Below are 22,076 nucleotides of genomic sequence, written 5' to 3'. Positions count from 1 at the left end.
CCCCGCCCCCCCCCCCCCCGCCCCCCCCCCCCCCCCCCCCCCCCCCCCCCCCACCGCCAGGCCGATCTGCTGCTGCTCGATCTCGGGCTGCCCGACCTCGACGGCCTGGAGGTGCTGCGCAAGCTGCGGGCGGTGAGCGGAATGCCGGTGGTGGTGCTCACCGCGCGGGGCGACGAACGGTCGGTGGTGCGGGGCTTGCGCCTCGGCGCCGACGACTATCTGGTCAAGCCGGTCCGGCTGGCCGAGTTGCTGGCCCGTATCGAGGCCGTGACCCGCCGCTCCACGACACCGGCCGCTCCGGCGCCGCGGACGGTCCGCGCCGGTGACGTGGAGGTCGATCTCGACGCGCGCCGGGTGACGGTCGGCGGGGCCGAAGTGCGGCTGACCACCAAGGAGTTCGCGGTCCTGGCCGCGCTGGCGGCCCGGGCGGGCACGGCCGTCAGCCGCCAGCAGCTGATGGACGAGGTGTGGGGCGACGCCTATCTGGCGGTGTCCCGCTCCCTCGACGTCCATCTCACGCAGCTGCGGGCCAAGCTCGGCCGCCCCGACGTCCTGATCACGATCCGTGGCTTCGGCTACCGGTTCGGCGACTGAGCCGGGCCCATGCGTACCCGGGTCCTGACCGTCGTCCTGGCCTTCGCGGTGCTCGCGGTGGCGGGCTTCGCCGTACCCCTGCTGGGTGTCACCGCCACACAGCGCACCGAGCAGCTCGTGGCCGCCCGCACCGCGGATCTCGACCGTTTCGCGGCGCTGGCCGACCAGGCCGCCGAGAGCGGCGACACCGGCGCGCTCACCGCCGAGGTCACCCGGTACACCGAGCTGTACGACGAGGCGGTCGTGGTCGTCGACGCACGCCGCGCCCCGGTGGTGCAGACCGGCGGCATCCGCGCCGCCGACCCGGCCGTCACCCGCCTTGTGGACGCGGCGCTGCGCAATCAGCCCGTGTCGCCCGGCGGCACCCTGCGCCCCTGGTCCCGCGGCACCAAACTGCTGGCCCGCCCGGTGGGCACCGGCACCCGGGTGTCCGGTGCGGTCGTGCTGCGGGCGGCGGTGCGGGACGCCGCCGACGACATCGCGCTGCGCTGGGCGCTGGTCCTGGCCGGTGCCGGGCTGATCGCGGTGGCGTGCGTGCTGCTCGCCCGTGCCGCCACGCGGTGGGTCGTACGTCCCCTGCATCACCTGGACCGGGCGGTCGGTGCGCTGGCCGCCGGACTGCCGGCCGAGCACGCCCGGGCCGGTGGTCCGCCCGAGCTGCGCCAGCTGGCCACGGGTTTCAACCGCATGGCCGACGCGGTGACCACCGCGCTGGAGCAGCAGCGCCGGCTGGTCGCGGACACCTCGCACCAGCTGCGCAACCCGCTCGCCGCGCTGCGGCTGCGCATCGATTCGCTCCAGCTGCGGCTGCCCGACTCCGCCACCCGTACGTACACGGGCGTGACCGCCGAGCTGGAACGCATGGAGCACCTCCTGGACGACCTGCTGGCCCTCGCCAACGCCGAGCACCGCGCGGGCGAACTGGCCGTGACCAACGCGCCGGAGGCGTGGTGCGACGCGACGACGGTCGCCGCCGCGCAGGCACAGTTGTGGCAGCCGGTGGCCGAACAGGCCGGAGTCCGGCTCGACGTCACCGCCGCCCCGGCCGTGCTGACGACCTGCACGGAAGGCGACCTGGCCCAGGTGGCCGACATCCTGCTCGACAACGCGATCAAGTACGCCGGGCACGGCGCCCGGGTCGAGACCCGCTGCTTCGCCGACGGCGCGGACGCGGTGTTCGAGGTACGGGACGACGGCCCGGGACTCGCCACCGGCGAACTCGGCCAGGCGGGCATCCGCTTCTGGCGCTCGGAACGCCATCGCGACGTACGCGGCAGCGGACTCGGCCTGGCGATCGCCGAGCAGTTGGTGGCCGGCCACGGCGGACGCGTCGAGTTCGCCACGGCCGACCCGCACGGCCTGCGCGTCCGGGTCGTACTCCCCCGCGCCGATCACGGAGCACCCGGTCCGAAGGGGCGTTCGGCATGACCGGTCCCACCCGCCGCACCGCCTTGCGCGCCGCACTCGGTACGGCGTGCACCGGGCTGGTGGCAGCCGCCGCGGCGGCCGACGCCCGGCACGCGGACCGTGGCCCGCAGGGCAGGCTGCGGATCGCGACCGGCGAGTCCGGCAACTTCTACGCGGCATTCGGTCAGCTGCTCGCCGACCAGGTGAGGGCCGTCTATCCCCGGCTGTCCTGCGAGGTGATCAACAGCGAGGCCAGTGTGGCCAACATCCGGCTCCTCCAGTCGGGCCGGGCCGAGGTCGCGCTGGCGTTGGCCGACATCGCGTGGGCCGCCCACGGGGGCTCGGCACCGTTCGGCCGCCGGGTCCCGCTGTGTGCGATCGGCCGGGTCTACGAGAACTACCTTCAGCTGGCCGTGCGTGCCGAGGCGCCGATCCGCACGGTCGCCGAACTGGCGGGGCGCACCGTCTCGCTGGGCGCCCCGGCATCCGGCGGTGCCGTACTCGGCGACCGACTCCTGCGCGCGGCGGGCCTCACCCCGGGCGCCGATGTCCGCGTACGCCACCTGCTGCTGCCGCAGGCCGCGCGGGCGATGCGGGACGGTGCGATCGACGCCCTGCTCGTGTCGGGCGGCCTACCGCTGCCGACGCTCTCCGGCCTCGACGCCCGAAGCGGCATCCGCCTGCTGCCCCTGGCCGACCTGCTCCCCCGCCTGCGTTCCGGTACGAGCAGCCCCGGGCCGGGTCTCGAAGCGGTGACGGTCCCGGCCGGGGCGTACCGCGGCACTCCCGAGGTGACCACCATCGGTGTGGCCAACCTCCTCCTGTGCCGCCCCGACCTGCCCGCATCCGTCGCCGCCGCCCTCACCGACGTCCTGGTACGCCGGGCCACCCACCTCGTCCCCGCCACGGCCCTCGGCACCCAGTTCCTCGACGTCCGCAGCCTGATCTCCACGGGCGCCGTGCCGCTGCATCCCGGGGCGGTCCTCGCGTACCGCGAGCTGCACGGTTAGCCGTCGGCAGGCTCTGCCACGAAGGGACGCTTCCTACGAGCGGGGCTCGTGTGCGGCGGCGAACGCGTCGGCGGCCGCGAGGTCGAAGGCTCCGTGATCGCTGCCGAGGCCCTGGGCCACCAGGGCCTCTGCCGCGCAGCCGAGGACGGCCGAGTCGTACGGGGTGCGGCCCAGGCCGATGCCGCGCACGAACCCGGCCGAGAACGCGTCGCCGCAGCCGGTGGTGTCGACCACGTCGACAGCGAAGGCGGGCACCTTCTCGGTGCCGTCGGGGGTCACCAGGAGCGCGCCGTCGCCGCCCCGGGTGACCGCGACCAGTCCGGCTCCGGCGGCGAGGAGCTTGTGCGCGCCCGCGACCAGGTCCGCCTCGCCGGTGAAGCCGAGGACCTGATCCTCGTTCGGCAGCATGTGGTCGACGTACGGCAGCGCTGCCTCGATCTGCTCGAAACTGCCCAGCGCGCCGGGGGCGAGCAGGTCCACCGAGGTGACCACGCCGTGCTCCTTTGCGTACGCGAGGATGCGCGCGGCGGTGTCGACGCCGATCAGCTCGGGGCCGCCGAGGTGGAGGTGGTCGGCTTCGGCGAGCGCGTCCCAGGGCACGTCGTCGGGGCCGTAGGTGATGTTGGCGCCGAGGAGGTGGAGTGAGGGGCGGTCGCCGTCCGGGCGGATGGGCAGAACGCTGGCGGAGGTGGGGGTGTCCGTGCGGCGGACCAGGAAGCGGGTGTCGATGCCGGCCGTGTCGAGGAGCTGGACCAGCATGTCGCCGGTGGGGTCGGAGCCGATCGCCCCGGCGCTGCGGACGAGCGCGCCGAGCTTGGCGAGGGTGAGCGCGGTCCCGCCGGCCGTACCGGCGGCGGTCATCCTGATGTCCTCCACCAGCGTCGCGCCCTGGCCCTCGGGTATCGCCTCCACCGGCCGCACCAGCACGTCCAGGATGTGCACGCCCATCGTGACGACCTTCATCGATTTCCCTCCTGCACGGGTGGTACGGGGTGGGTGGTGCCGTAGTTCCGGGCGATCGCGGCCTCGATCACCGCGAGTTGCTGCCGCTCGTCGAGGACGCGGGGCGTGCCGAGGGCGGCCGCGTGCTGGTAGACGCCGCACGCCCACTCCAGCAGCAGCGCGTGCTCGACGGCCTTGTCCAGTGTCGGGGCGTGGGTGAGGGCGCCGTGGCTGGCCATCAGCGCGGCGCTGCGGCCCTCAAGCGCCGTGAGGACCGACTCGGCGAGCTCCGGTGTGCCGAACGTGGCGTACGGTGCCACCCGCACCGAGCCGCCCAGTGTGAGCAACTGGTAGTGGATGCAGGGCAGTTCGTCGAGCACGCAGGACAGTGCGGTGGCCAGCGGGGCGTGGGTGTGGACGACCGCGCCCGCGCCGTAGCGGCGGTAGACGCCGAGGTGCAGGTCGAGTTCGGAGGTGGGCTCCAGTGTCCCGGCCACGATGTTTCCGTCGAGGTCGACCACGGTCACCTCGTCGGCCGTGAGTTCGGCGAGTACGGCGCCGGTCGCCGTGATCGCGACCCGGTCGTCCGCCCGTGCGCTGACGTTGCCGGCGGTGCCGATGAGCAGCCGCTCCGCCCCCAGCCGGCGGCACGCCTCGGCCACGGCGGCGCGTTCCTGACCCAGCACCGAGCTTGAGCCTGTCATGTGCGCGACGGTAACGTAAACCTGAAACAAAGTCACGTTCAGCTTTGGAGGCCGAGCATGGGTGATCCGGCCGCGGCAGACGGCGGAAGCTGGCCCGTTCCGCTGCGCCGTACTCCTCAGCAGGCGCGCAGCAGAGCGCGGTTGGCCCGGGTGCTTGAAGCCGCCGAGCGTGTCCTGGTCGGCGAGGGGGTGCAGGCGCTGACCACGACCCGGGTCGCGGCGGAGGCCGGCGTCTCGGTCGGTTCGCTGTACCAGTACCTGCCCGACCGCGACGCCATCATCGACGCCCTCGCGGCCGGCTATCTCGCCCGTCTCGAAGCCGCGATGGACGATCTCGTCGCCGCGGCCGAGGCGGAGCGGTGGGACGACCCGGTCGGCGTCCTCATCGACGCGTACGCCGCGATCTACCGCACCGGACACGGGTTCCGGGCGCTGTGGTTCGGCAGCAGCCTGACCGAGCAGACCCGCGCGGCGGACCGCGAGCACAAGCGCCGTATGGCGGATGGAGTCCGGCGTATTCTGCTGGTCCTGGGCCTCGCCCACGACGACGAGGCACTCGCCCGTGCCTGCCACGCCGCGGTCCTCGCGGCCGACGCCCTCGCCCAGGAGGCGTTCCGCCGCGACCCCGAGGGCGATCCGGGACTCCTCGACGAAGCCGGGCTGATGCTGCGCGGTTATCTCACCGGTGTCGCCGCGCGCTACCGATGACTCGGGGCCCGCAGCGGGGCGGATCCGGGCTCTGCCATCCTGGGGGTCGTGCCGAATACCACGCCGGTCACCCCGGACGCGCCCGCCCTGATACGTGCCCCGCTCCTCACCCAGCAGTGGCTCGACCTCGCCTTCGTCCACTGGGCCGTCGAACCGGACGCGGTGGCGGGGCTGTTGCCGAGGGGGACCGTTCCGGACACGCACGACGGGGTCACGTACATCGGGCTCGTCGCCTTCCGGATGCATCGGGTCGGCTGGCTGCGGCTGCCCGGGATGCCGTATCTCGGGACCTTTCCCGAGACCAATGTGCGCCTGTACTCCGTGGACGCGCAGGGGCGGCGCGGCGTGGTGTTCCGGTCGATGGACGCGTCGCGGCTGATCCCGGTCGTGATGGGGCGCGTCGGCTTCCGGCTGCCGTACCTGTGGTCGCGGATGACCGTGCACGCGGACGGCGACACCGTCACCTACACGAGTTCCCGGCGCTGGCCCGGCCCGCGCGGCGCGTCCAGCCGGATCAGCGTGCGCACCGGCGAACGCATCGACGAGCCGACCGAATTGGAGCACTTCCTCACTGCACGCTGGGGCATGCACAACGCCTTCTTCGGCGGGCCCGAGCCGCTGGCGTACCTGCCCAACGACCACCCGCGTTGGCCCCTGTACCGCGCCGAGCTGATCGCCTGCGAGGAGAACCTGGTCGCCGCGGCCGGGCTGCCCGCTCCGGACGCCGCCCCGGTGAGCGTCCTGTACTCCCCCGGCGTGCCGGTCCGTCTGGGCCGGCCCGCGCGCCCGGCGGGCATTCCCACTCCGTGATCCGCCCGGCCGTCGAAGTCCGGGGCCCGGCGCCGACGTAGCGGATGAGGCTGGCGCTGCCAGTTGGCGGCCGAGCCGGGCCGGACGGCATCCGGATCGCGACCCTGAGGTCCGACGGGGTGCCGGAATCCCGGCCGGGCGGCGGCGACCCTCGCGGACGTCGGGGGCGTGGCTGCCGACGTCGTGCCGTGGCGGAGAACGCGCAAGGGCCCGGACCGGGTCGACCGGTCCGGGCCCTTGCGGAGCGTCAGCGCCTCACGCGCCGTTTCCTCGCGTCGTCACCTCTACCGGGCGCTGCGCCTGGCGCGGACCAGCACCAGGAGACCGCCCATGAGGAGGACGGCACCGGCCGCGGCCGGCCACAGCGTGGTGCCCGTCTCGGCGAGGTTGCCCCCGACCGCCTGCGGCTTCGTCCCCAGGCTGTCCTCGGTGTCGTCGCCGGGGGGCTGCGTCTGCGCTGCGGCGCCTCCCGCGTTCTCGTCGTCGCCCGAGCCACCCTGCGCCTGGTCGTCGCCCGCGGCGGCCGACGGAGTGCCGTACGACTTGGGCGCGACCGTGCTGGACACGGTCGGCTTGTCGTCGTTCGCCGGGTCGTCGGCACCGGGGTCGTCACCCGCGTCGCCGTTCGAGGGGGCCTCGGTGGCGGGGTCCTCGTTCGCCGGGGCCTCCGTCTCGGGGGCCTCGGTCTCGGGGGCCTCGGTCTCGGGGGCCTCGGTGGCCGGTTCGTCGGTCACCGGCGGCTTCGTCTGCTCGTCGCCTCCATTGCCGGGCTGCTCCGGCTTGTCGTCACCGGCCGGCGGAGTGGTGGGGGCCTCGGTCGGCTGCTCGGTCGGCTCCTCCTGGCCCGGGTCGCCGCCCTCGTCCGCGCCGGCGCCGCACTTGCGGCCCGCGTTGATGCAGTCGACCATCTCGCCCATCAGGTCCTCGCTGAAGACGTTGATGAAGTCGCCGTGGTCGGTGACCGGCTTGTGCAGCTGCTCGGGGAAGGAGTCCACCGCGAACAGCGGGGTCGTCTTGCCGCCGTCCTGCAGGCTGGGCGTGTCGACGTCGTAGACGATCCGCTGCACCAGCTGCGGGATGGCCTTGAAGCCGTTCGCGCAGCTGCCGTCGGCCGCGGCGAACGCCACGTGGGTGCGGTGGTTGGCACTGTCGATGTTCTGGCCGTCCCAGCAGCTCTGGAACTTGAAGGTCCGCACCACGTCGCTGCCCTGCGGGCACAGCGGGTACTTGTCCTTCAGCTGCCGGTCCTCAAGGCCGGTGCAGCTCCAGGAGGCGTTGGCGTTGGCGGTGCCGTTGACGAACGCCTTGGCGTCACCGGTGATGATGCGCAGCAGACGCGGCATCGCGGTGACCTTGCTGCGCGGGTTGCCCACGAAGTTCAGCGTCACTTCCTTGGGAGTGACGATCTCGCCGGCGTTGCCCTCGATGCCGCCGCCGGGCGAGTTGGCGTCCTGTTCCTGCGCTCCGTTCTGCAGACGGATCACGGGCCAGTAGTACGTGGACTTGTCGCCCTGGTCGACACAGCTCGTCTCGGCGTTCGCCAGGTCCTCGTCGCTCGCGAAGGCGGTGTTGGACTGGTTGCCGATGTAGTCGTGGAAGTGGTGGGCGCCGTTGGAGACGCCGGGGGCCACGATCACGTTGTCGGAGTTGAACAGGCCGTTCTCGTTCACTCCGCAGCTGGTGGCGAAGGTGCCGCGGGAGGCATCCGACTGCAGGGCCGGGCTCGGCACGTTCGGCTGTACGGCCTTGATGTCCACGTAGTCCGCGGCGACGGGGCCGTTTCCGGCCTGGCCACCGTTGCCCGCCTGACCGCCGTTGCCGGGCTGCTGTCCGCCGTCGCCCGGCTGCTGGGCGCCCTGCTCGGCACCCGCCTGGTCGCCGCCGTCGGCCTGGCCGCCGTTGCCCTGGCCGCCGTCGGGGGCGCGCAGCGTGCAGGAGGCGAGGGACTCCAGGCCCTGCGGCCGGTCCCCCTCTCGGTCGACGGCGATGGCGATGCGTTCGATCGTCGCGCCGCGCTTCTCCTTCAGCGGATTCATGATCGCGTTGTCGGCGAAGCCCGCGTCCTGCTGGATGGCCTGTGCCGACTCCTGCAGTCGCTGGTAGGCGTCGGCGATCTGCTGGTCCAGGAGGGCGAGTTCCTTGGCGACGTCCTCCTTCGCCCCCTCCGGTACGGCCGTGAGCTTTGTGCCCACGTCCGGGCAGTCGATGGTGCCGGCCGGGGAGGACAGGGTCCGGGCCTGGTCCGTCCCCCCGTCCTCGGTGGCGGAGGCGTAGACGTTGGCCGCGACCAGGCCGCCGCCCCCCAACATCAGCGCGACCGCTGCAAAGGTCGCTCGCCGTGCGCCCGTGGGGCGTCTTCGCGTGCTGCGTCCCAAGGAAGTACTCCTACGCCTCGTGGTCGGTCAGGGCATGAAAATCCCCCGGTCCTATACGGAGGCGGGCCGCATCGTGTTCAAACGCCTCACGAATTCACAGAAATTTCTTATCGCAACGGTCAGTTCATGAGGCCGGCGGCGAGTGTCGCGCCCAGTTCCCAGCACGCCTCGATGTCGTTCCTGCCGGGTTCGCCCGTCACGGTGACCGGCTGCGCGGAGGGTCGCCAGGCGAGGCCGGTGGTGATGGAGTCGATCGCCCGCACGGCCCCGGTGACATCGCTGCCGCCGTGCACGTAGTAGCCGAAGGGCCGCCCCCGTGTGGCGTCCAGGCACGGGTAGTAGACCTGGTCGAAGAAGTGCTTGAGGGCCCCCGAGATGTAGCCCAGGTTCGCCGGGGTGCCCAGGAGGTAGCCGTCGGCCTCCAGTACGTCGGTCGCGGTGGCCGACAGCGCCGGGCGCCGTACGACCTCGACGTTCTCGATGTCCGGGTCCGTGGCCCCGGAGACGACGGCTTCGAGCATGGCCTGGCAGTTGGGCGAGGGGGTGTGATGGACGATCAGCAAGGTAGGCACACCCGAACCCTGCCGTCGCGCTGCCGATCGGCGCAACCGGGGCGCTTTGGCGGCTGACGGGCGCTCAGGAGGAGGTGACCCTGGAGACCGCGGACGAGAGTTGCTCCTGCACCGATTCGGGCAGCGGGTCGCCCTTGATGGCGGTGACCACCTCGCCGGCCAGCGAGTGCAGTTTGGTGTTGGTGTTCTGGGAGGCCGCGACGAGGACCTTCCACGCTTCCTCGGTACTCAGGCCGAAGGACGCCATCAGGATGCCCCGGGCCAGATCGATGGTCGGCCGGGTCTGCATGGCCCGGCGCAGCTGGGCGAGTTCGATCCGCAGATCGCCGTCGGTGACTTCGGAACCGGTGGCTTCGGAGCCGGTGCCTTCGGAGTCGGTGCCTTCGGATTCATTGGCGAACAGTGTCCGCGCGCCGGTCAGGTTGAGAAGACGCTCGACCGCGGTGCTGGTGGAGTGCAGGGAGACGCTCTTGGCCTGCGCCAGGGCCAGGTCGCGCACGGTGAGCAGGATGTTGAGGGCGGAGCAGTCGCAGAAGGAGACGGCCTCAAGATCCAGACGGATGCCGTGGACCGAACGGTTCAGGGCCTCCCGCAGGACCTCTCGGAACTGCTCGCTGGTGTCGAGGTCGAGTTCTCCGCGGACCGTGACCACGACCCGGTCGCCGTCGGGGCGCAGGCGTGTCACGAGCAGGCTCGCCACCGGTGTGCGGGACGCGAGTTCAGGCATGACCGCCTCCCCCTCGGGTGTTCGTCTCCTATCCGTCCGTACCAGACTGAACCCGAACCACCGAACACGTCAACAGATACATGAAATGCAGTACGTGTTTTTGTATACGTGAATGCCTAGTCGTAGTGTTGAACCATGGACGCAGCCCCTGAGCCGCACACCGGATGGACCTTCCTGACGAACCATGCCCGTGTGCTGGCGGTCATCGCCGACAACTCGAACGTCCGCATCCGGCATATCGCGGCGCACTGCCGCCTCACCGAACGGGCCGTCCAGAAGATCATTTCCGATCTGGAGCAGGACGGCTATCTGTCCCACATGCGCAAGGGACGCACCAACACCTACCGGATCGAGCCCGGCAAGCTGCTGCGGCACCCCGCCGAAGCGGGGCTGCCGGTGGCCGCGCTGCTCTCGCTGCTCCTCCAGGACGAGGTCGATCGCGGCACGGCGTCCGAGCAGCTGAGAGCGGCGCGCCCGCGCAGGCCGCTGGACGGCGGGTGATCCGTCGCCCCGGCCAGGGCGCGCAAGCCCCCGTGGCAGCGGCTCAGCACAGCACGCGCAGCGCTCCCGGCAGGACCCTGACCGTGACGGGGAGGGTGGCCTCGACCTCGCCGTCGGCGCCGTAGGGCACCTCTCGGTCGGCCGCGATGCGGATCTCCTTGCCGCGCAGGATCGTCACCTGGGGGCGGTGGACATGGGCGCCGGTCTTGAGCTCGTTCATCAGGGTGAAGAACAGCAGCCGCGGCGCCTCGCGGATCATCACCACTTCGAGCAGGCCGTCGTCCACGCGGGCGTCGGGGGCGATGAGACGGCCGGAGCCGTAGTAGCCGGAGTTGGCGGCGACGACCGTGTAGCCGGTGTGCAGGTGTTCCTGGCCGTCGACGGTGACCCGGTAGCGGGCGGGGCGCCAGCCGGTGACGGCACGCAGGCCGCCCGCGTAGTAGGACGCGGCGCCGCGCAGCAGGGTGGCGTTGTTGGCGTGCCGGTTGGCGAGTGCGTCCACACCCGCGTACACGCTGCCGAGGACCACCGCCCGGTCGTGGACGGCCGACTCCACCTCGATGGTGTCGACCCTGCGGGGTTCGTTGTGGAGCAGCACCCGGGCGAGCGCCGACGGCTCGGTCGGCAGGCCGAGCGCCCGGGCGAAGTCGTTGCCGCGCCCGGCCGGGACGAGGCCGAGCAGGGCGTCGGTGCCGCTGAGGGCTCCGCCGATGCCGCCGGCCATTCCGTCGCCGCCGACGGCGAGCACCACCCGGCCCCGCTCTGCGGCGTCCCGCGCCAGTTCCTGGGCATGGGCGAGGCTGCGGCTGTACTGGGTCTCCAGGTCGGCCCCGGCCTCCCGCAGCGGCCGGGCCACGTCCAGCAGCGCGGCGGCTGAGGCGGATCCGCCCGCCGTGGGGTTGACGATGGCGGTGAACTGTCTCATCGGGGTGCCTTTCGGGCCGACGGGAGGGAGCTGCCGGAGGCGGGCGGGTGGTGGGTGTGGGGGGTGGGTGTGGGGGGTGGCGTATTCGGGGCAGGTGTGGGGGGTGGCGGTCCTGGTGCCCGGGTCAGTCGAGCGGCAGGAGGACGCCGGGGTTGAGCAGGCCCGCCGGGTCCAGCCGGCGCTTGACCGCCCGCAGCGCCTCGATGCCGAGGGGGCCCGCCTCACGGACGTACCAGTCCCGGTGGTCGGTGCCCACGCCGTGGTGGTGGGTGATCGTGCCGCCCGCGGCCAGGATCGCCTCGTTGGCGGCGTGCTTGGCCCTCTCCCAGTGTGCGACCGCGTCGTCGCCCTGCGCGGAGACGACGGTGAAGTACAGCGAGGCACCGTTCTCGTAGACGTGGGAGATGTGACACATGACCAGGGGCGGGGTGCCGGACTCGGTGAGCGTGGTGGTGAGGGCGTCGCGGACGGACGCGTACAGCTCGGGGACGCGTGACCAGAAGGTCGCCGTCTCCAGGGTCTCGGCGAACGCCCCGGCGTCCAGCAGGGAGTCCCGCAGGTAGGGCGCCGAGTAGCGGCCGTGGGCCCAGCGCTGTCCGGGTTCCTCGCCCAGCGGGGTGCCGCCGCACTCCCGCAGGACGTCCCGGGCACGCTCCCTGCGGTACGTGGTGTCCTCGTCGGTGCCTTCGTAGCCGGCGATCGCCATGCAGCCGGCGGGCTGCTGTCCGGCGACGGCGGCGCCGATCGCGTCGGGCTGGGCGAGGCCGATCAGGGTCTCGGTCTCGTCGGACAGCCGCAGCACCGTCGGTCGCGGGCCGTCCTGGGCGAGGCGGCGCAGCGCGGCGGCGCCCTCCTCGAAGGAGGCGAAGCGCCAGCCCTCGTACACACGGGTCTCGGGGACGGGCCGGATCCGCACGGTGACGGACGTGATGACGCCGAACGCGCCCTCCGAGCCGAGCAGGAGCTGGCGCAGGTCGGGGCCGGCCGCCGAGCGCGGTGCGCGGCCCGTGTCGAGGGTGCCGTCGGGGGTGGCGAGGGTCAGGCCCAGCACCATCTCGTCGAAGCGGCCGTAGCCGGCCGACGCCTGGCCGCTGGAGCGGGTGGCGGCGAAACCGCCGATGGTGGCCCACTCGTAGGACTGGGGGAAGTGGCCGAGCGTGAAGCCCTGTTCGGCCAGCAGCGCCTCGGCCTGCGGGGCGCGCAGTCCCGGTTGCAGGGTGGCGGTGCGGGAGACCGGGTCGAGGGCGAGGAGCTGGTCCATGCGGCGCAGGTCCAGGGCCACGAAGGGGCCGCGCCGGGTGGGGGCGAGGCCGCCGACGACGGAGGTGCCGCCGCCGAACGGGACGACGGGCAGGCCGTGTTCGGCGCAGGCACGCAGGACGGCGAGCACGTCGTCGTGGGTGGCGGGGAGCGCGACGGCCGCGGGGATGTCGTCGACCTCGCCGACGCGGATGCGCAGCAGGTCGGGAGTGGACTTGCCGCGGGTGTGCCGGATGCGGGTCTCCGCGTCGTGGCGGACGTGCTCCTCGCCGCCGACCGCGTCGGCCAGTGCCCGGCGTGCGGCGGGTTCGAGTCCCGGCTCGGGTACGGCGATGTCCTCCAGGGCGATCGGCCCGGCGGTGCGCGGCTTGACGCCGAGCCAGTCGCGCAGCAGCCCGGTCGCCGTCTCGGGCAGCGGCGCCGCCTTGGCCGGGTCGCCCCAGCCGCTCCACAACATGTCCATGGCGGTCGTCCTCACCGGTCGATTCGAGCGATGCCGTGTCCCGCACGGCCTCGCAGGCGTTACACTGTGACACATGACGCCTATTCGTCACAACCACTCGGACGGCGACGCGGTGCTCGACGCGGTGCGCGACTGTGTCCTGGCCGTCGGAGTCCGCCGTACGACGCTGACCGACGTGGCCCGCCGCGCGGGTGTCTCCCGGATGACGCTGTACCGGCGGTGGCCCGATGTGCGCTCGCTGGTGGGGGACCTGATGACCCGGGAGTGGGTCGCGGTGGCCACCGGGGCCATGCCCGAGCGCCGGCCCGGGACGGACACGCGCGGTCTGATCGTCGAGGGGCTCGTGGCCGGGGCGAAGGACTTCCGCGCCCACCCGCTCTTCCAGAAGATCGTGGACGTCGATCCGGAACTGCTCCTGCCGTACGTCCTCGACCGCCGCGGCGCGAGCCAGGAGGCCCTGCTCGCCCTGGTCGCGGACGCGCTGCGGGAGGGGCACGCCGACGGGTCCGTCCGTGACGGCCATGTCGAACGGCAGGCGCGGGCCCTGCTGTTGATCGTCCAGTCCTTCACGCTCTCGCTGCGGACGATGACCGACGAGGACGACACCGACCTGAGCAGCGAGGCCTTCCTGGCGGAGCTGCGCAGCATCCTGGAGAGGACCCTCACCCCATGAGCACTGCCACTCCCCCGGTCCCCGGTTCGTCGCTGTCCGCGGCCCGGCGCGCGCGCGAGCTGGCCGAGACCGTCGGCGGTCCGGTCGTGGACGTCCTGGTCGTCGGGCTGGGCGCGACCGGCGCCGGCGCCGCCCTGGATGCCGCGGCGCGGGGTCTGACGGTGGCCGCCGTCGACGCCCATGACCTGGCGTTCGGCACCTCCCGCTTCAGCAGCAAGCTGATCCACGGCGGACTGCGCTATCTCGCCTCGGCGCAGCTGGACGTGGCGCACGAGAGCGCGGTCGAGCGGGGGGTGCTGATGGAGCGCACGGCACCGCACCTGGTGCGGGCCCAGCCGTTCGTGCTGCCCCTGACGCCCCTGGTGTCCCGCGCCCAGTCCGCCCTGGCCTGGGCCGGCTTCCGGGCCGGTGACACGCTGCGCCTGGCCGCCCGCACGGCCCGCGCCACCCTGCCCGCCCCACGCCGCCTCTCCACGGTCGAGACCCGGCACCTCGCCCCCGCCCTGCGCACCCAGGGCCTGCGCGGCGGCCTGCTGTCCTGGGACGGCCGGCTCACCGACGACGCCCGTCTGGTGACGGCGATCGCCCGCACCGCCGCGGCCCGGGGCGCCCGCGTCCTGACCCGCGTCAGGGCCCTGGAGCTCACCGCGTCCGGCGCCCGCGTACGCGACGAACTCACCGGCGAGGAGGGCGAGATCAGGGCCCGCGTAGTCATCAACGCCTCCGGCGTCTGGGCGGGCGGCCTGGTGGACGGCATCCGGATCCGCCCGTCCCGCGGCACCCATCTCGTCCTGCGCTCCGAGCACCTCGGCCCGCTGCCCGCGGGACTGCACGTCCCGGTCCCCGGGGAGACCAACCGCTTCGTCCTCGTGCTGCCCCAGGGCGACGGCCGGGTCTACGTCGGCCTCACCGACGAGCCCGTCGACGGTGACATCCCCGACGTCCCCGAGGTGCCCGAGTCGGACATCGGTTTCCTCCTCGACGTCCTCGGTTCCGTCCTGGACGTACCGGTCCGACGCGACGACGTCGTAGGGGCGTTCGCGGGGCTGCGACCGCTGCTCGACACGACACCGGGCGAGCGCTCCGGCGCCGCGCCCAGGACCTCCGACATCTCGCGTCGGCACGCGGTCCTCACCTCGTCGGAGGGGGTGATCACGGTGGTCGGCGGCAAGCTCACCACCTACCGGCGCATGGCCGAGGACGCCGTGGACGCGGCCGTCGCCACCCGCCGCCTCACCGCCGGCCCCTCCCCGACCGCATCCCTCCCCCTCGTCGGCGCCGCATCGCCCGACACCCTCGGCTCCGTGCGGGCACCACGTCGCCTGGTCCAGCGCTACGGCACCGAGGCAGCGGCCGTGCGGGCGCTCGGTGCGCACGATCCCCGGCTCGACGAACCCGTGCTGCCGGGGCATCCCGTCACCGGAGCCGAACTGCTGTGGGCCGTACGCCATGAAGGTGCCCTGGACGAGGCCGATCTGCTGGACCGGCGTACCCGGATCGGGCTGGTGCCCGCGGACCGGGCGGCGGCGCTGGACGCGGTGCGCGAGGTGCTGGGCGAGGTATCGACTGGGGTGGGTGAGCCGTACTCGGGTGGGTGAGCCGTAGGGGCGGGCGGCGAGTGCGTCAGGCGTCCGAGCGCCGACGGATCCGCCACACGTGATCGTCCCGGAAGCCCTCGGCGCCCTCGGGTGAGACGCTCGCCTTGCGCACCGTTTCCCGGGTCTGCACGGTCCAGTCGGTCTTCGACAGGACGAGTTCGTCGAGGACGCTTTCCAGTGTCGGGAACTCCGCCTCGAAGGGCGGCTCGGTCTGCCACGAAGGCCAGCCGGCGTGCATGACGATCAGCAGGGTGCCGCCCGTCGCCACCGCCGCCGCGGCCTGACGCAGGACGCGCTGCTGGTCGAGTGCGACCGGGGACTGCAGGAACTGCGCGTTCACCAGGTCGAAGGAGCCCTCGGGGAACGTCTCTCCCAGCACATGGCGTTCCCAGACGGTACGGTCGCCCACCCCTGCCTCGGCGGCGTGCAGGGCGGCACGTTCCAGAGCCGTGTGCGAGATGTCGACGCCGGTGACCCGCCAGCCGCGCGAGGCGAGCCACACCGCGTCGGCCCCCTCCCCACAGCCCAGGTCGAGCGCGGTGCCCGGCCCGAGGTCACCGGCCTCGCGGACGAGCAGCGTGTTGGGACGCCCGCTCCACAGAGGGCCGCCGTCGCGGTAGCGGGCCTCCCAGAACTCGGCGGCCTTGAGGGCGGGGGGCTGGGTCACGTCGGGGGTCTCGGTCATGTCGCCTCCTGGGTGCACGGATGTCGGGGCGGGACCCGTCCGGGACCGGATCCACGTTCAGCCAGCCTGCGCGACTCCACGAACTCGGGCGAAGGGTCTTGCCGGTTCGGCAAAAACGCCCGGGCGGCCGACGGCCACGGACCGGGCGACCGTGGACCGGAGGAGTACGGAAACGCATACGCCCGCGATATCGCCTCCCGCCTTCAATGCAGGCATGGACCACAGCACATCACTGTCAGCCCCGGCCCGTCGTACGCGCAGGATCGTGATCGCCGCACTGGCGGTCCTCGGTGCGGCGATCGCAGCGTTCGGGCCCGTCGACACGGTACTGAGGATGCTGTTCATGCCGCTGCGCAGGCCGACATGGCACGTCCTGTTCGGCACGTTCAACGGCGTGGCACTCATCACGGTGGCCGCACTGCCGTTGGCCGCACTGGCGGTGTGGGCCCTGGCGCGCCGTCGCAGTGCCACCGGCGTCACTTCGGCGTGGCGGTTGTCGCTGGCCGAGGTCGGCATCGTCTACGGGACAGTGCCGTGGGTCTGGATCATCCTGCTGCCGGGCGACGAGGACGGCGCCGTCGTGAGCCTGGTACCACTGCGGGACCTGCTCATGATGGAGACGAGCCAGATCATCGGCAACCTGCTGGTGTTCGCGGCGCTGGGGTTCCTCGCCCCGCTGCGGTTCGCGGCGCTGGCGTCGGTACCGCGGATCCTGGCGCTCGCGGGGGGCTGCTCGGTCCTGGTCGAGACCGTGCAGTACGTCCTGCGGCTGGACCGGGTGTCGTCCGTGGACGACGTACTGCTCAACACCGCCGGAGCCGGGCTGGCCGCCCTGGCCTCCCTCCCCTGGTGGCGCGTTACGGCCGGAGGGTCGTCGGACCGACCTCGATCGGTCCCGGTAGTTCCACGGTGACGCGGATCCCGCCGGCAGGACGCGGGGTGAGGGTGAGCGTTCCGTCGTGCGCCTGGGTGATGGACTTGACGATGGCCAGGCCGAGGCCGACGCCCGCGTGGTCGGTGTGAATGCGCTCGGTGCCGCGCTGGAACGGTTCGGTGAGCGTCGAGACCAGCTGTGGAGTGAGGTTCTCGCCGGTGTTTTCGACCGTGAGCGCCACCGTCTCGGCGCGGACGCTCGTCTTCACCCACACGGTGCCCTGTGAAGGCAGGTTGTGGACGATCGCGTTGTGCACGAGGTTCGTCGTCAGCTGCAGCAGGAGCGCGTGCGAGCCGATGGTGGGGGTGATGTCGCCGGAGGTTTCGAGGGTGACGCCACGCTTCTCGGCGAGGGGGACGAGCGCTTCGGTGGCTTCCTCCGCCAGGAGGGACAGATCGACGCGTTCTCGGGTGAAGGACCGCTGGTCGGCACGGCTCAGCAGGAGCAACGCCTCGGTGAGGCCGATCGCCCGGGTATTGACGGCGTGGAGGCGGTCGATGACTTCGCCGGCGTCGCGTGTCGGATCCGCCCGGGCCACATCGAGAAGCGCCTTCGAGACCGCCAGCGGGGTGCGCAGCTCATGCGAGGCGTTGGCGGCGAATCTCCGCTGCTCGGCGACGTGTTCTTCGAGCCGTGCAAGCATCGCGTCGAAGGCGTCGGCGAGTTCGCGGAACTCGTCCCTGCGGCCCGGCAGCCGGATCCGGTGGGAGAGTGATCCGTCCCCGGCGGTGCGTGTGGCGTTGGTGATCCGGGTCAGCGGGGCGAGCATCCGGCCGGCGAGGATCCACCCTCCCACGAGGCCGAACACCAGCAGGAACGCCATCACTGCTACTGCCCTCGGAGCGAAGACGTTCAGGAGGGCGGACCGGACGGGAAAAACACCGCTGGTGGGCTTGTCGTCGGGGTTGATCAGCATCGCCCTGTTGGGGACGTAACGCAGGAGGAACAGCCACACCGCCGCGAGCAGCAGGGCGCCTGCGACGATGAGGAATCCGGCGTAGCTGAGGGTGAGCTTGAAGCGAACGCTCAGCCCGGGCGCTCTATCCACCGTCGCCTCCCTCATGTCCGGCCTCCGGTCGTGTGTCGATGCGGTAGCCGACGCCCGGCACGGTGGCGATGATCCAGGGTTCGCCGAGGCGTTTGCGCAGTGCTGAGACGGTGATGCGCACGGCGTTGGTGAACGGGTCGGCATTCTCGTCCCACGCCCGCTCCAGCAGCTCTTCGGCGCTGACGACACCGCCTTCGGCGGCGACGAGGACTTCGAGCACGGCGAACTGTTTCCGGGTGAGCGCGACGTAGCGGCCGTCGCGGTGGACCTCGCGGCGGAACGGATCCAGCCGCAGACCTGCGATCTCCCGCACGGGCGGCCTGTTGTGCGCGCGCCTGCGGTCGAGTGCTCTGAGTCTGAGCGCGAGTTCTTGCAGATCGAACGGCTTCGTCAGGTAGTCGTCGGCGCCGAGTCCGAACCCGGAGGCCTTGTCGTCGAGGCGGTCGGCAGCGGTGAGCATCAGGATCGGCAGGCCGCTGCCGGAGGCGACGATGTGTTTGGCGATCTCGTCACCCGACGGTCCGGGCACGTCGCGGTCGAGGACGGCGATGTCGTAGGCGTTGATGCTCAGCAGTTCCAGAGCGGTGTCGCCGTCACCTGCGAGGTCGGCCGCGATCGCTTCCAGGCGTAGGCCGTCGCGGATGGCTTCCGCCAGATAGGGCTCGTCCTCGACGACCAGCACACGCATGGTCTCGATGCTACGAGCCGGCGCATATCGTCGGCATATCGAAATCCCCATACGTGCTGACAACACCATGCTGCCTTGCCTGGAAGCATGCCTCGAACCCAACCATCCGCACGGAAAACGCCCCGCCGGATTCGCCGGCTCCATGTCGTCGGCCTGTTATTCGTCGTAGCGGCGATCGCCGCGGCCCTCGGCTTCCGGTCGCAGAATGCCTCATCCTCTTCGGCCGCCCCCTCCTTGAACCCTCCGCGCAGTGAGCAGCCCTTTGCGCTCGGCGAGGCCGGCGGTGCCGTCCCCGACGGTGTGACGGTGTTCGACGACGGCTATCCCGCCGTGGCCAAACTCCGCCCCGATCTGCTGCGCGCCCTGCGCGCGGCGGCGACGGATGCCGCCGAGGACGGCGTCAAGTTCTACGTCAACAGCGGCTGGCGTTCCCCGGAGCGCCAGAACCAGCTTCTTCGTGAGGCGGTCTCGAAGTACGGCTCGGAGGACGAAGCCGCCCGATGGGTGGCCACCGCGGACACGTCTCCTCATGTGTCGGGGGACGCGATCGACATCGGGGGCTCCAATGCCACGGAATGGCTGTCCGAACATGGCGCCGAGTACGGGCTGTGCCAGATCTACCGGAACGAACCCTGGCACTACGAACTGCGCACCGATGCGATCGCTCGTGGTTGCCCGCGTATGTATGCCGACCCCACCCAGGACCCGAGGATGCAGCAGTGACCGGTCCGGTTCACTCGCCCGGCGCCTCCAGCCAGAAGCCCGCGCGGGTGCGCCAGAGGTCGAGCAGCGCCGGGTCGCCCTGGGTCTCGATGGTGGGTGCGGGGCGCCGGTAGAAGTACAGGAGCAGGTCCTTGACAGGCCCGCGGGCCGTCGCGGTCGCGTGGTCGGCACCGCGGCGCCAGGCGGGGCGTTCGCCGGTGAGGTCGACGAGCCATGCTCCGGCGTCGGTCGCGTCGAAGTGGAGTGTGCGGTCGGGGGCCAGCAGGTCGGGCAGGTCCGGCCGGGGCTCGAACGCCTCGGGGAACGTCGAGTACTCCAGCCACTCCTCGACCGCCTCGACGGCGAGGTCGCTCTCCAGCGCGAACTCCGCTCCGGCCGCCTGTGCCGCGTCGGCGCGGTGCACGACGGTCTCGTAGGTCATGCGCCGGGCCCAGAACGCCACCGGCGCGCACCCGTCCTCCGAGGGATTCCAGGCATGGGCATCGGGTCCGGCGGTGCGGAGGGCGGCGCCGAGGCGTTCGGCGCCTTCGAGGAGCCAGGGGATCAGGAACGACTCGTCCTCACTGGTGTAGGCCGACAGGTCGTTCACCTGGTCGTCCGGGATCGGGGCAGTCGCCCGGGTCCGTACGATCTCCTCGGCCCAGCGATGGTCGCCGCCCACATGCCGCAGCAGTTGGCCGAGGTTCCAGCCCGGGCAGGAGCGCACCGGCGCGGTCATGTCCGCGCCCCGCACATGGGCGGTGAGCCGTTCGGTCTGGGTGACGATCTCTTCGCAGTGGCGGTCGAAGGTCAGCGAGGTCATCGCCTCATGATGCCGCAGGGCGGAGCACCGCCTTGTCGGTGGCCTCGGATACCGTATGCAGCTGAGCAAGATCAGAAATCAGGGGTGGGGAGAGATCACGATGCTGGTGGGGGCGAGACGAGTCCGGTGCGGGCTGGCCCAGGTGGCCTTGCTGGCCGGGGTGCTGACGGGCTGTTCGGACGCGGCGGAGGACGACTCGAAGGCCTCGGCCGGTGCTTCGGCGTCGGCCGAGGCGGCGGGTGACAGCGGTACGGCGGTGAAGAGCGGCGGCACCATCGGCGGCGCCGGGTCGGCCTGCGAGCTGCCGGTCACGTTCGACATCGCCCAGTACTGGGAGGCGGAGGCCGTCGAAACCGGGGCGGACGAGGAGAAGGCGGCCGACGGCGGCAGCGGTTCCGCCGATCCCGAGAAGGCCGAGCTGGCCCAGGAGATCGCCGACGCACTGCTGCACCAGGGCCCGGTCACGGCCGCTTGCGAGGTGGACGCCAAGCCGGCGGGCAACATCGGCTTCCTCCGCATCTGGACGGGCAAGCCGGGTGACGACGACGCACGCGCCGTGCTGGAGGCCTTCGTGACGGCGGAGAAGAACACCAGCAAGGCCAAGTACAGCTCGTTCAAGGCGAATGGTCTCTCCGGAGTCGAGGTGAAGTACCTCTTCACCAGCAAGCTGCTGGAGGAGACGAAGGAGGAGTCCGCCCTGGCCGTCACCACGAAGAAGGGCCCGGTCGTCATCCACCTCGGCGGGATGGACACCGAGGAACACCGGCAGATGCTGCCGGCCTACGAACTCGCCAAGCGGACCCTGCGGGTCGGCTGAGCGGCAGGAGCCGGTGGGTCGGCCGAACTTCCCGCGGTGACGGTGACCTTGCCGTTGCAGCGGTCACTCCATTCCCCGGCCTTGCTGTAGGTGGCCGTGCAGGCGGGGCCCCGGCGTGCCGCCGCCGGAGGAGCCGCCGAGCATGGTCGGCACCGCGTTGCACGCGGGCTTCTTGTTGTAGTTGCCGTCGAACAGCAGGGGCGTTCTGTCAGGGCGCCACGAGTACTTGTCGGTGGTTCGAGAGTTTCGCCCGGCTCTACGACTGCTCACCCATGGTCGGTGAGGAAGCGGTCGAGCGCCGTCGTCAGTTCGGCGGGCTTCTCCACCGGCAGCTCATGGCCGGCGTCCACGATGCGGATCACCGCGTCCGGGTAGGCCCTGGCCATCCGCAGCATCTGGGAGACCGGGAGCTGGATGTCGTGGTAGCCGTGCACCATCAGGGTCGGCGTCCGTATCTCGGCGACCCTGTCCAGCACGTCGAAGGCCCGCATGGCGCCGTACAGCGTCATGACGACGTCTCGGGGTGTGTCGGCGGAGGCACGGATGTACTCGCGGATCTCCTCGCGCGGGTGTCCGGGGGCGAAGGCGCGCTGGATGTTCGCGGCGACGAACAGCTTGAACGGTGCGAGGGTCGAGGCGGACATCAGCAGGGCCCGGCCGCGACTGAAGGCCATCTTGGCGATGGAGTTCACCAGCACCATGCGCTCGACCCGCTCCGGGTGGGAGAGGGCGATGGTCTGGGCGATCATGCCGCCCATGGAGTGGCCGACGATCACGAACCGCTCGATCTTGAGGTGGTCGAGGAGGGCGAGGACGTCCGCCGCCAGGGCGTCGACCGTCCGTACTCCCGCCCCGGTGCTCTCCCCGTGCCCGCGCAGGTCGAGCCGGACGACCCGCCGCTGCTCGGAGAAGTGGGCCATCTGGTGGTCCCAGCGGTGCCGGTCGGCCGTCCAGCCGTGGACGAACACCAGGGGCACACCGTCGCCGTCGCGCGGGCCCGCGTCGTCGTACGTCAGCGCTGCGCCGTCGACTTCGAGCTGCGGCATGGGTGGCCTCCTGGAGTGCATTCCGTGGTTACTGACCGGTACGGTATCCGGCCGCACCGGCTGC

23 protein-coding genes and 1 pseudogene are annotated in these 22,076 nt (G+C 72.0%); 11 read left to right on the top strand and 13 right to left on the bottom strand.

Translation table 11 applies throughout. From position 1 onward, the window contains the following. From POF73_RS40870 to POF73_RS40860, 3 genes are all read left to right on the top strand, one after another. Positions 1 to 594, top strand: a 594-nt coding sequence (locus POF73_RS40870) for a response regulator transcription factor (protein WP_272124474.1), incomplete at its 5' end; no start/stop codon positions are given. Between the two features lie 9 nt (positions 595 to 603). Further along, positions 604 to 2,022, top strand: a complete 1,419-nt coding sequence (locus POF73_RS40865; RefSeq protein ID WP_272124473.1) for a sensor histidine kinase — start codon at positions 604 to 606, stop codon at positions 2,020 to 2,022. Then, positions 2,019 to 3,011, top strand: coding sequence for a TAXI family TRAP transporter solute-binding subunit (locus POF73_RS40860; RefSeq protein WP_272124472.1), 993 nt, complete (start codon positions 2,019 to 2,021; stop codon positions 3,009 to 3,011). The genes POF73_RS40865 and POF73_RS40860 overlap by 4 nt, the downstream gene beginning before the upstream one ends. A gap of 33 nt (positions 3,012 to 3,044) precedes the next feature. On the opposite strand, the gene POF73_RS40855 is transcribed toward POF73_RS40860, so the two are convergent. After that, positions 3,045 to 3,974 (bottom strand): carbohydrate kinase family protein, encoded by a 930-nt coding sequence (locus POF73_RS40855; RefSeq protein ID WP_272124471.1) that lies wholly within the window; start codon positions 3,972 to 3,974, stop codon positions 3,045 to 3,047. After that, positions 3,971 to 4,657 carry a class II aldolase/adducin family protein gene (locus tag POF73_RS40850; protein WP_272124470.1) on the bottom strand — a complete coding sequence of 229 codons (687 nt, stop codon included), beginning with the start codon at positions 4,655 to 4,657 and terminating at the stop codon, positions 3,971 to 3,973. Before POF73_RS40850 ends, POF73_RS40855 begins: the two co-directional genes overlap by 4 nt. A 57-nt stretch (positions 4,658 to 4,714) precedes the next feature. On the opposite strand from POF73_RS40850, the gene POF73_RS40845 reads away from it, so the two are divergent. Both POF73_RS40845 and POF73_RS40840 read left to right on the top strand, forming a co-directional pair. Beyond that, complete coding sequence (locus POF73_RS40845; RefSeq protein WP_272124469.1) at positions 4,715 to 5,365, top strand: TetR/AcrR family transcriptional regulator; 651 nt, start codon at positions 4,715 to 4,717, stop codon at positions 5,363 to 5,365. Between the two features lie 48 nt (positions 5,366 to 5,413). Continuing rightward, the gene (locus POF73_RS40840; protein WP_272124468.1) at positions 5,414 to 6,175 is read left to right on the top strand and encodes a YqjF family protein; all 762 of its coding nucleotides are present in this window, start codon (positions 5,414 to 5,416) and stop codon (positions 6,173 to 6,175) included. 284 nt (positions 6,176 to 6,459) lie between these two features. Here the strand turns inward: POF73_RS40840 and POF73_RS40835 are convergent, their stop codons facing one another. From POF73_RS40835 to POF73_RS40825, 3 genes are all read right to left on the bottom strand, one after another. After that, positions 6,460 to 8,550 (bottom strand): DUF1996 domain-containing protein, encoded by a 2,091-nt coding sequence (locus POF73_RS40835; protein WP_443049732.1) that lies wholly within the window; start codon positions 8,548 to 8,550, stop codon positions 6,460 to 6,462. Positions 8,551 to 8,669: 119 nt separating this feature from the next. Further along, complete coding sequence (locus POF73_RS40830) at positions 8,670 to 9,122, bottom strand: flavodoxin family protein (protein ID WP_272124467.1); 453 nt, start codon at positions 9,120 to 9,122, stop codon at positions 8,670 to 8,672. 64 nt (positions 9,123 to 9,186) lie between these two features. Then, complete coding sequence (locus POF73_RS40825; protein ID WP_272124466.1) at positions 9,187 to 9,849, bottom strand: anti-sigma factor antagonist; 663 nt, start codon at positions 9,847 to 9,849, stop codon at positions 9,187 to 9,189. Between the two features lie 135 nt (positions 9,850 to 9,984). Here POF73_RS40825 and POF73_RS40820 point away from each other — a divergent pair, with 135 nt between their 5' ends. After that, on the top strand, positions 9,985 to 10,350 hold the full coding sequence (locus tag POF73_RS40820) for a helix-turn-helix transcriptional regulator (protein WP_272124465.1): 366 nt from the start codon (positions 9,985 to 9,987) through the stop codon (positions 10,348 to 10,350). Between the two features lie 43 nt (positions 10,351 to 10,393). Here POF73_RS40820 and POF73_RS40815 read toward each other — a convergent pair whose 3' ends face one another. Beyond that, a complete protein-coding gene (locus POF73_RS40815) occupies positions 10,394 to 11,275 on the bottom strand; it encodes a YegS/Rv2252/BmrU family lipid kinase (protein WP_272124464.1) in 882 nt (293 codons plus the stop codon). A gap of 124 nt (positions 11,276 to 11,399) precedes the next feature. Next, positions 11,400 to 12,998 carry an FAD-binding oxidoreductase gene (locus POF73_RS40810; protein WP_272124463.1) on the bottom strand — a complete coding sequence of 533 codons (1,599 nt, stop codon included), beginning with the start codon at positions 12,996 to 12,998 and terminating at the stop codon, positions 11,400 to 11,402. A 73-nt stretch (positions 12,999 to 13,071) separates the two neighbouring features. On the opposite strand from POF73_RS40810, the gene POF73_RS40805 reads away from it, so the two are divergent. Then, positions 13,072 to 13,671 carry a TetR/AcrR family transcriptional regulator gene (locus tag POF73_RS40805; RefSeq protein ID WP_272124462.1) on the top strand — a complete coding sequence of 200 codons (600 nt, stop codon included), beginning with the start codon at positions 13,072 to 13,074 and terminating at the stop codon, positions 13,669 to 13,671. Further along, positions 13,668 to 15,269, top strand: a complete 1,602-nt coding sequence (locus POF73_RS40800) for a glycerol-3-phosphate dehydrogenase/oxidase (RefSeq protein WP_272124461.1) — start codon at positions 13,668 to 13,670, stop codon at positions 15,267 to 15,269. Before POF73_RS40805 ends, POF73_RS40800 begins: the two co-directional genes overlap by 4 nt. 25 nt (positions 15,270 to 15,294) lie before the next feature. Here the strand turns inward: POF73_RS40800 and POF73_RS40795 are convergent, their stop codons facing one another. Next, the gene (locus tag POF73_RS40795; protein WP_272124460.1) at positions 15,295 to 15,954 is read right to left on the bottom strand and encodes a class I SAM-dependent methyltransferase; all 660 of its coding nucleotides are present in this window, start codon (positions 15,952 to 15,954) and stop codon (positions 15,295 to 15,297) included. A gap of 214 nt (positions 15,955 to 16,168) precedes the next feature. On the opposite strand from POF73_RS40795, the gene POF73_RS40790 reads away from it, so the two are divergent. Further along, entirely contained in the window at positions 16,169 to 16,867 is a 699-nt protein-coding gene (locus tag POF73_RS40790) for a VanZ family protein (protein WP_272124459.1), read from the top strand. Here POF73_RS40790 and POF73_RS40785 read toward each other — a convergent pair. Next, the gene (locus tag POF73_RS40785) at positions 16,812 to 17,936 is read right to left on the bottom strand and encodes a sensor histidine kinase (RefSeq protein WP_272124458.1); all 1,125 of its coding nucleotides are present in this window, start codon (positions 17,934 to 17,936) and stop codon (positions 16,812 to 16,814) included. The two genes, POF73_RS40790 and POF73_RS40785, sit on opposite strands and share 56 nt — an antisense overlap. Continuing rightward, a complete protein-coding gene (locus POF73_RS40780; protein ID WP_272124457.1) occupies positions 17,929 to 18,624 on the bottom strand; it encodes a response regulator transcription factor in 696 nt (231 codons plus the stop codon). The genes POF73_RS40785 and POF73_RS40780 overlap by 8 nt, the downstream gene beginning before the upstream one ends. A gap of 87 nt (positions 18,625 to 18,711) precedes the next feature. On the opposite strand from POF73_RS40780, the gene POF73_RS40775 reads away from it, so the two are divergent. Then, positions 18,712 to 19,347, top strand: coding sequence for a M15 family metallopeptidase (locus POF73_RS40775; protein WP_272124456.1), 636 nt, complete (start codon positions 18,712 to 18,714; stop codon positions 19,345 to 19,347). Positions 19,348 to 19,357: 10 nt separating this feature from the next. On the opposite strand, the gene POF73_RS40770 is transcribed toward POF73_RS40775, so the two are convergent. Continuing rightward, on the bottom strand, positions 19,358 to 20,149 hold the full coding sequence (locus POF73_RS40770) for a maleylpyruvate isomerase family mycothiol-dependent enzyme (protein ID WP_272124455.1): 792 nt from the start codon (positions 20,147 to 20,149) through the stop codon (positions 19,358 to 19,360). Positions 20,150 to 20,249: 100 nt separating this feature from the next. Here POF73_RS40770 and POF73_RS40765 point away from each other — a divergent pair, with 100 nt between their 5' ends. Continuing rightward, positions 20,250 to 20,966, top strand: a complete 717-nt coding sequence (locus tag POF73_RS40765) for a lipoprotein (protein WP_272124476.1) — start codon at positions 20,250 to 20,252, stop codon at positions 20,964 to 20,966. Here POF73_RS40765 and POF73_RS40760 read toward each other — a convergent pair. After that, positions 20,930 to 21,200, bottom strand: a pseudogene (locus POF73_RS40760) (endo-1,4-beta-xylanase); the annotation flags it as partial. The gene POF73_RS40765 and the pseudogene POF73_RS40760 sit on opposite strands and share 37 nt — an antisense overlap. A gap of 32 nt (positions 21,201 to 21,232) precedes the next feature. Next, positions 21,233 to 22,012 (bottom strand): alpha/beta fold hydrolase, encoded by a 780-nt coding sequence (locus tag POF73_RS40755; protein WP_272124454.1) that lies wholly within the window; start codon positions 22,010 to 22,012, stop codon positions 21,233 to 21,235. Positions 22,013 to 22,076 lie beyond the last annotated feature (64 nt).

This window comes from Streptomyces sp. HD, from assembly GCF_028369295.1.
Classification (GTDB): Bacteria; Actinomycetota; Actinomycetes; order Streptomycetales; family Streptomycetaceae; genus Streptomyces.
This window is presented reverse-complemented; position numbering and strand designations above follow the sequence as displayed.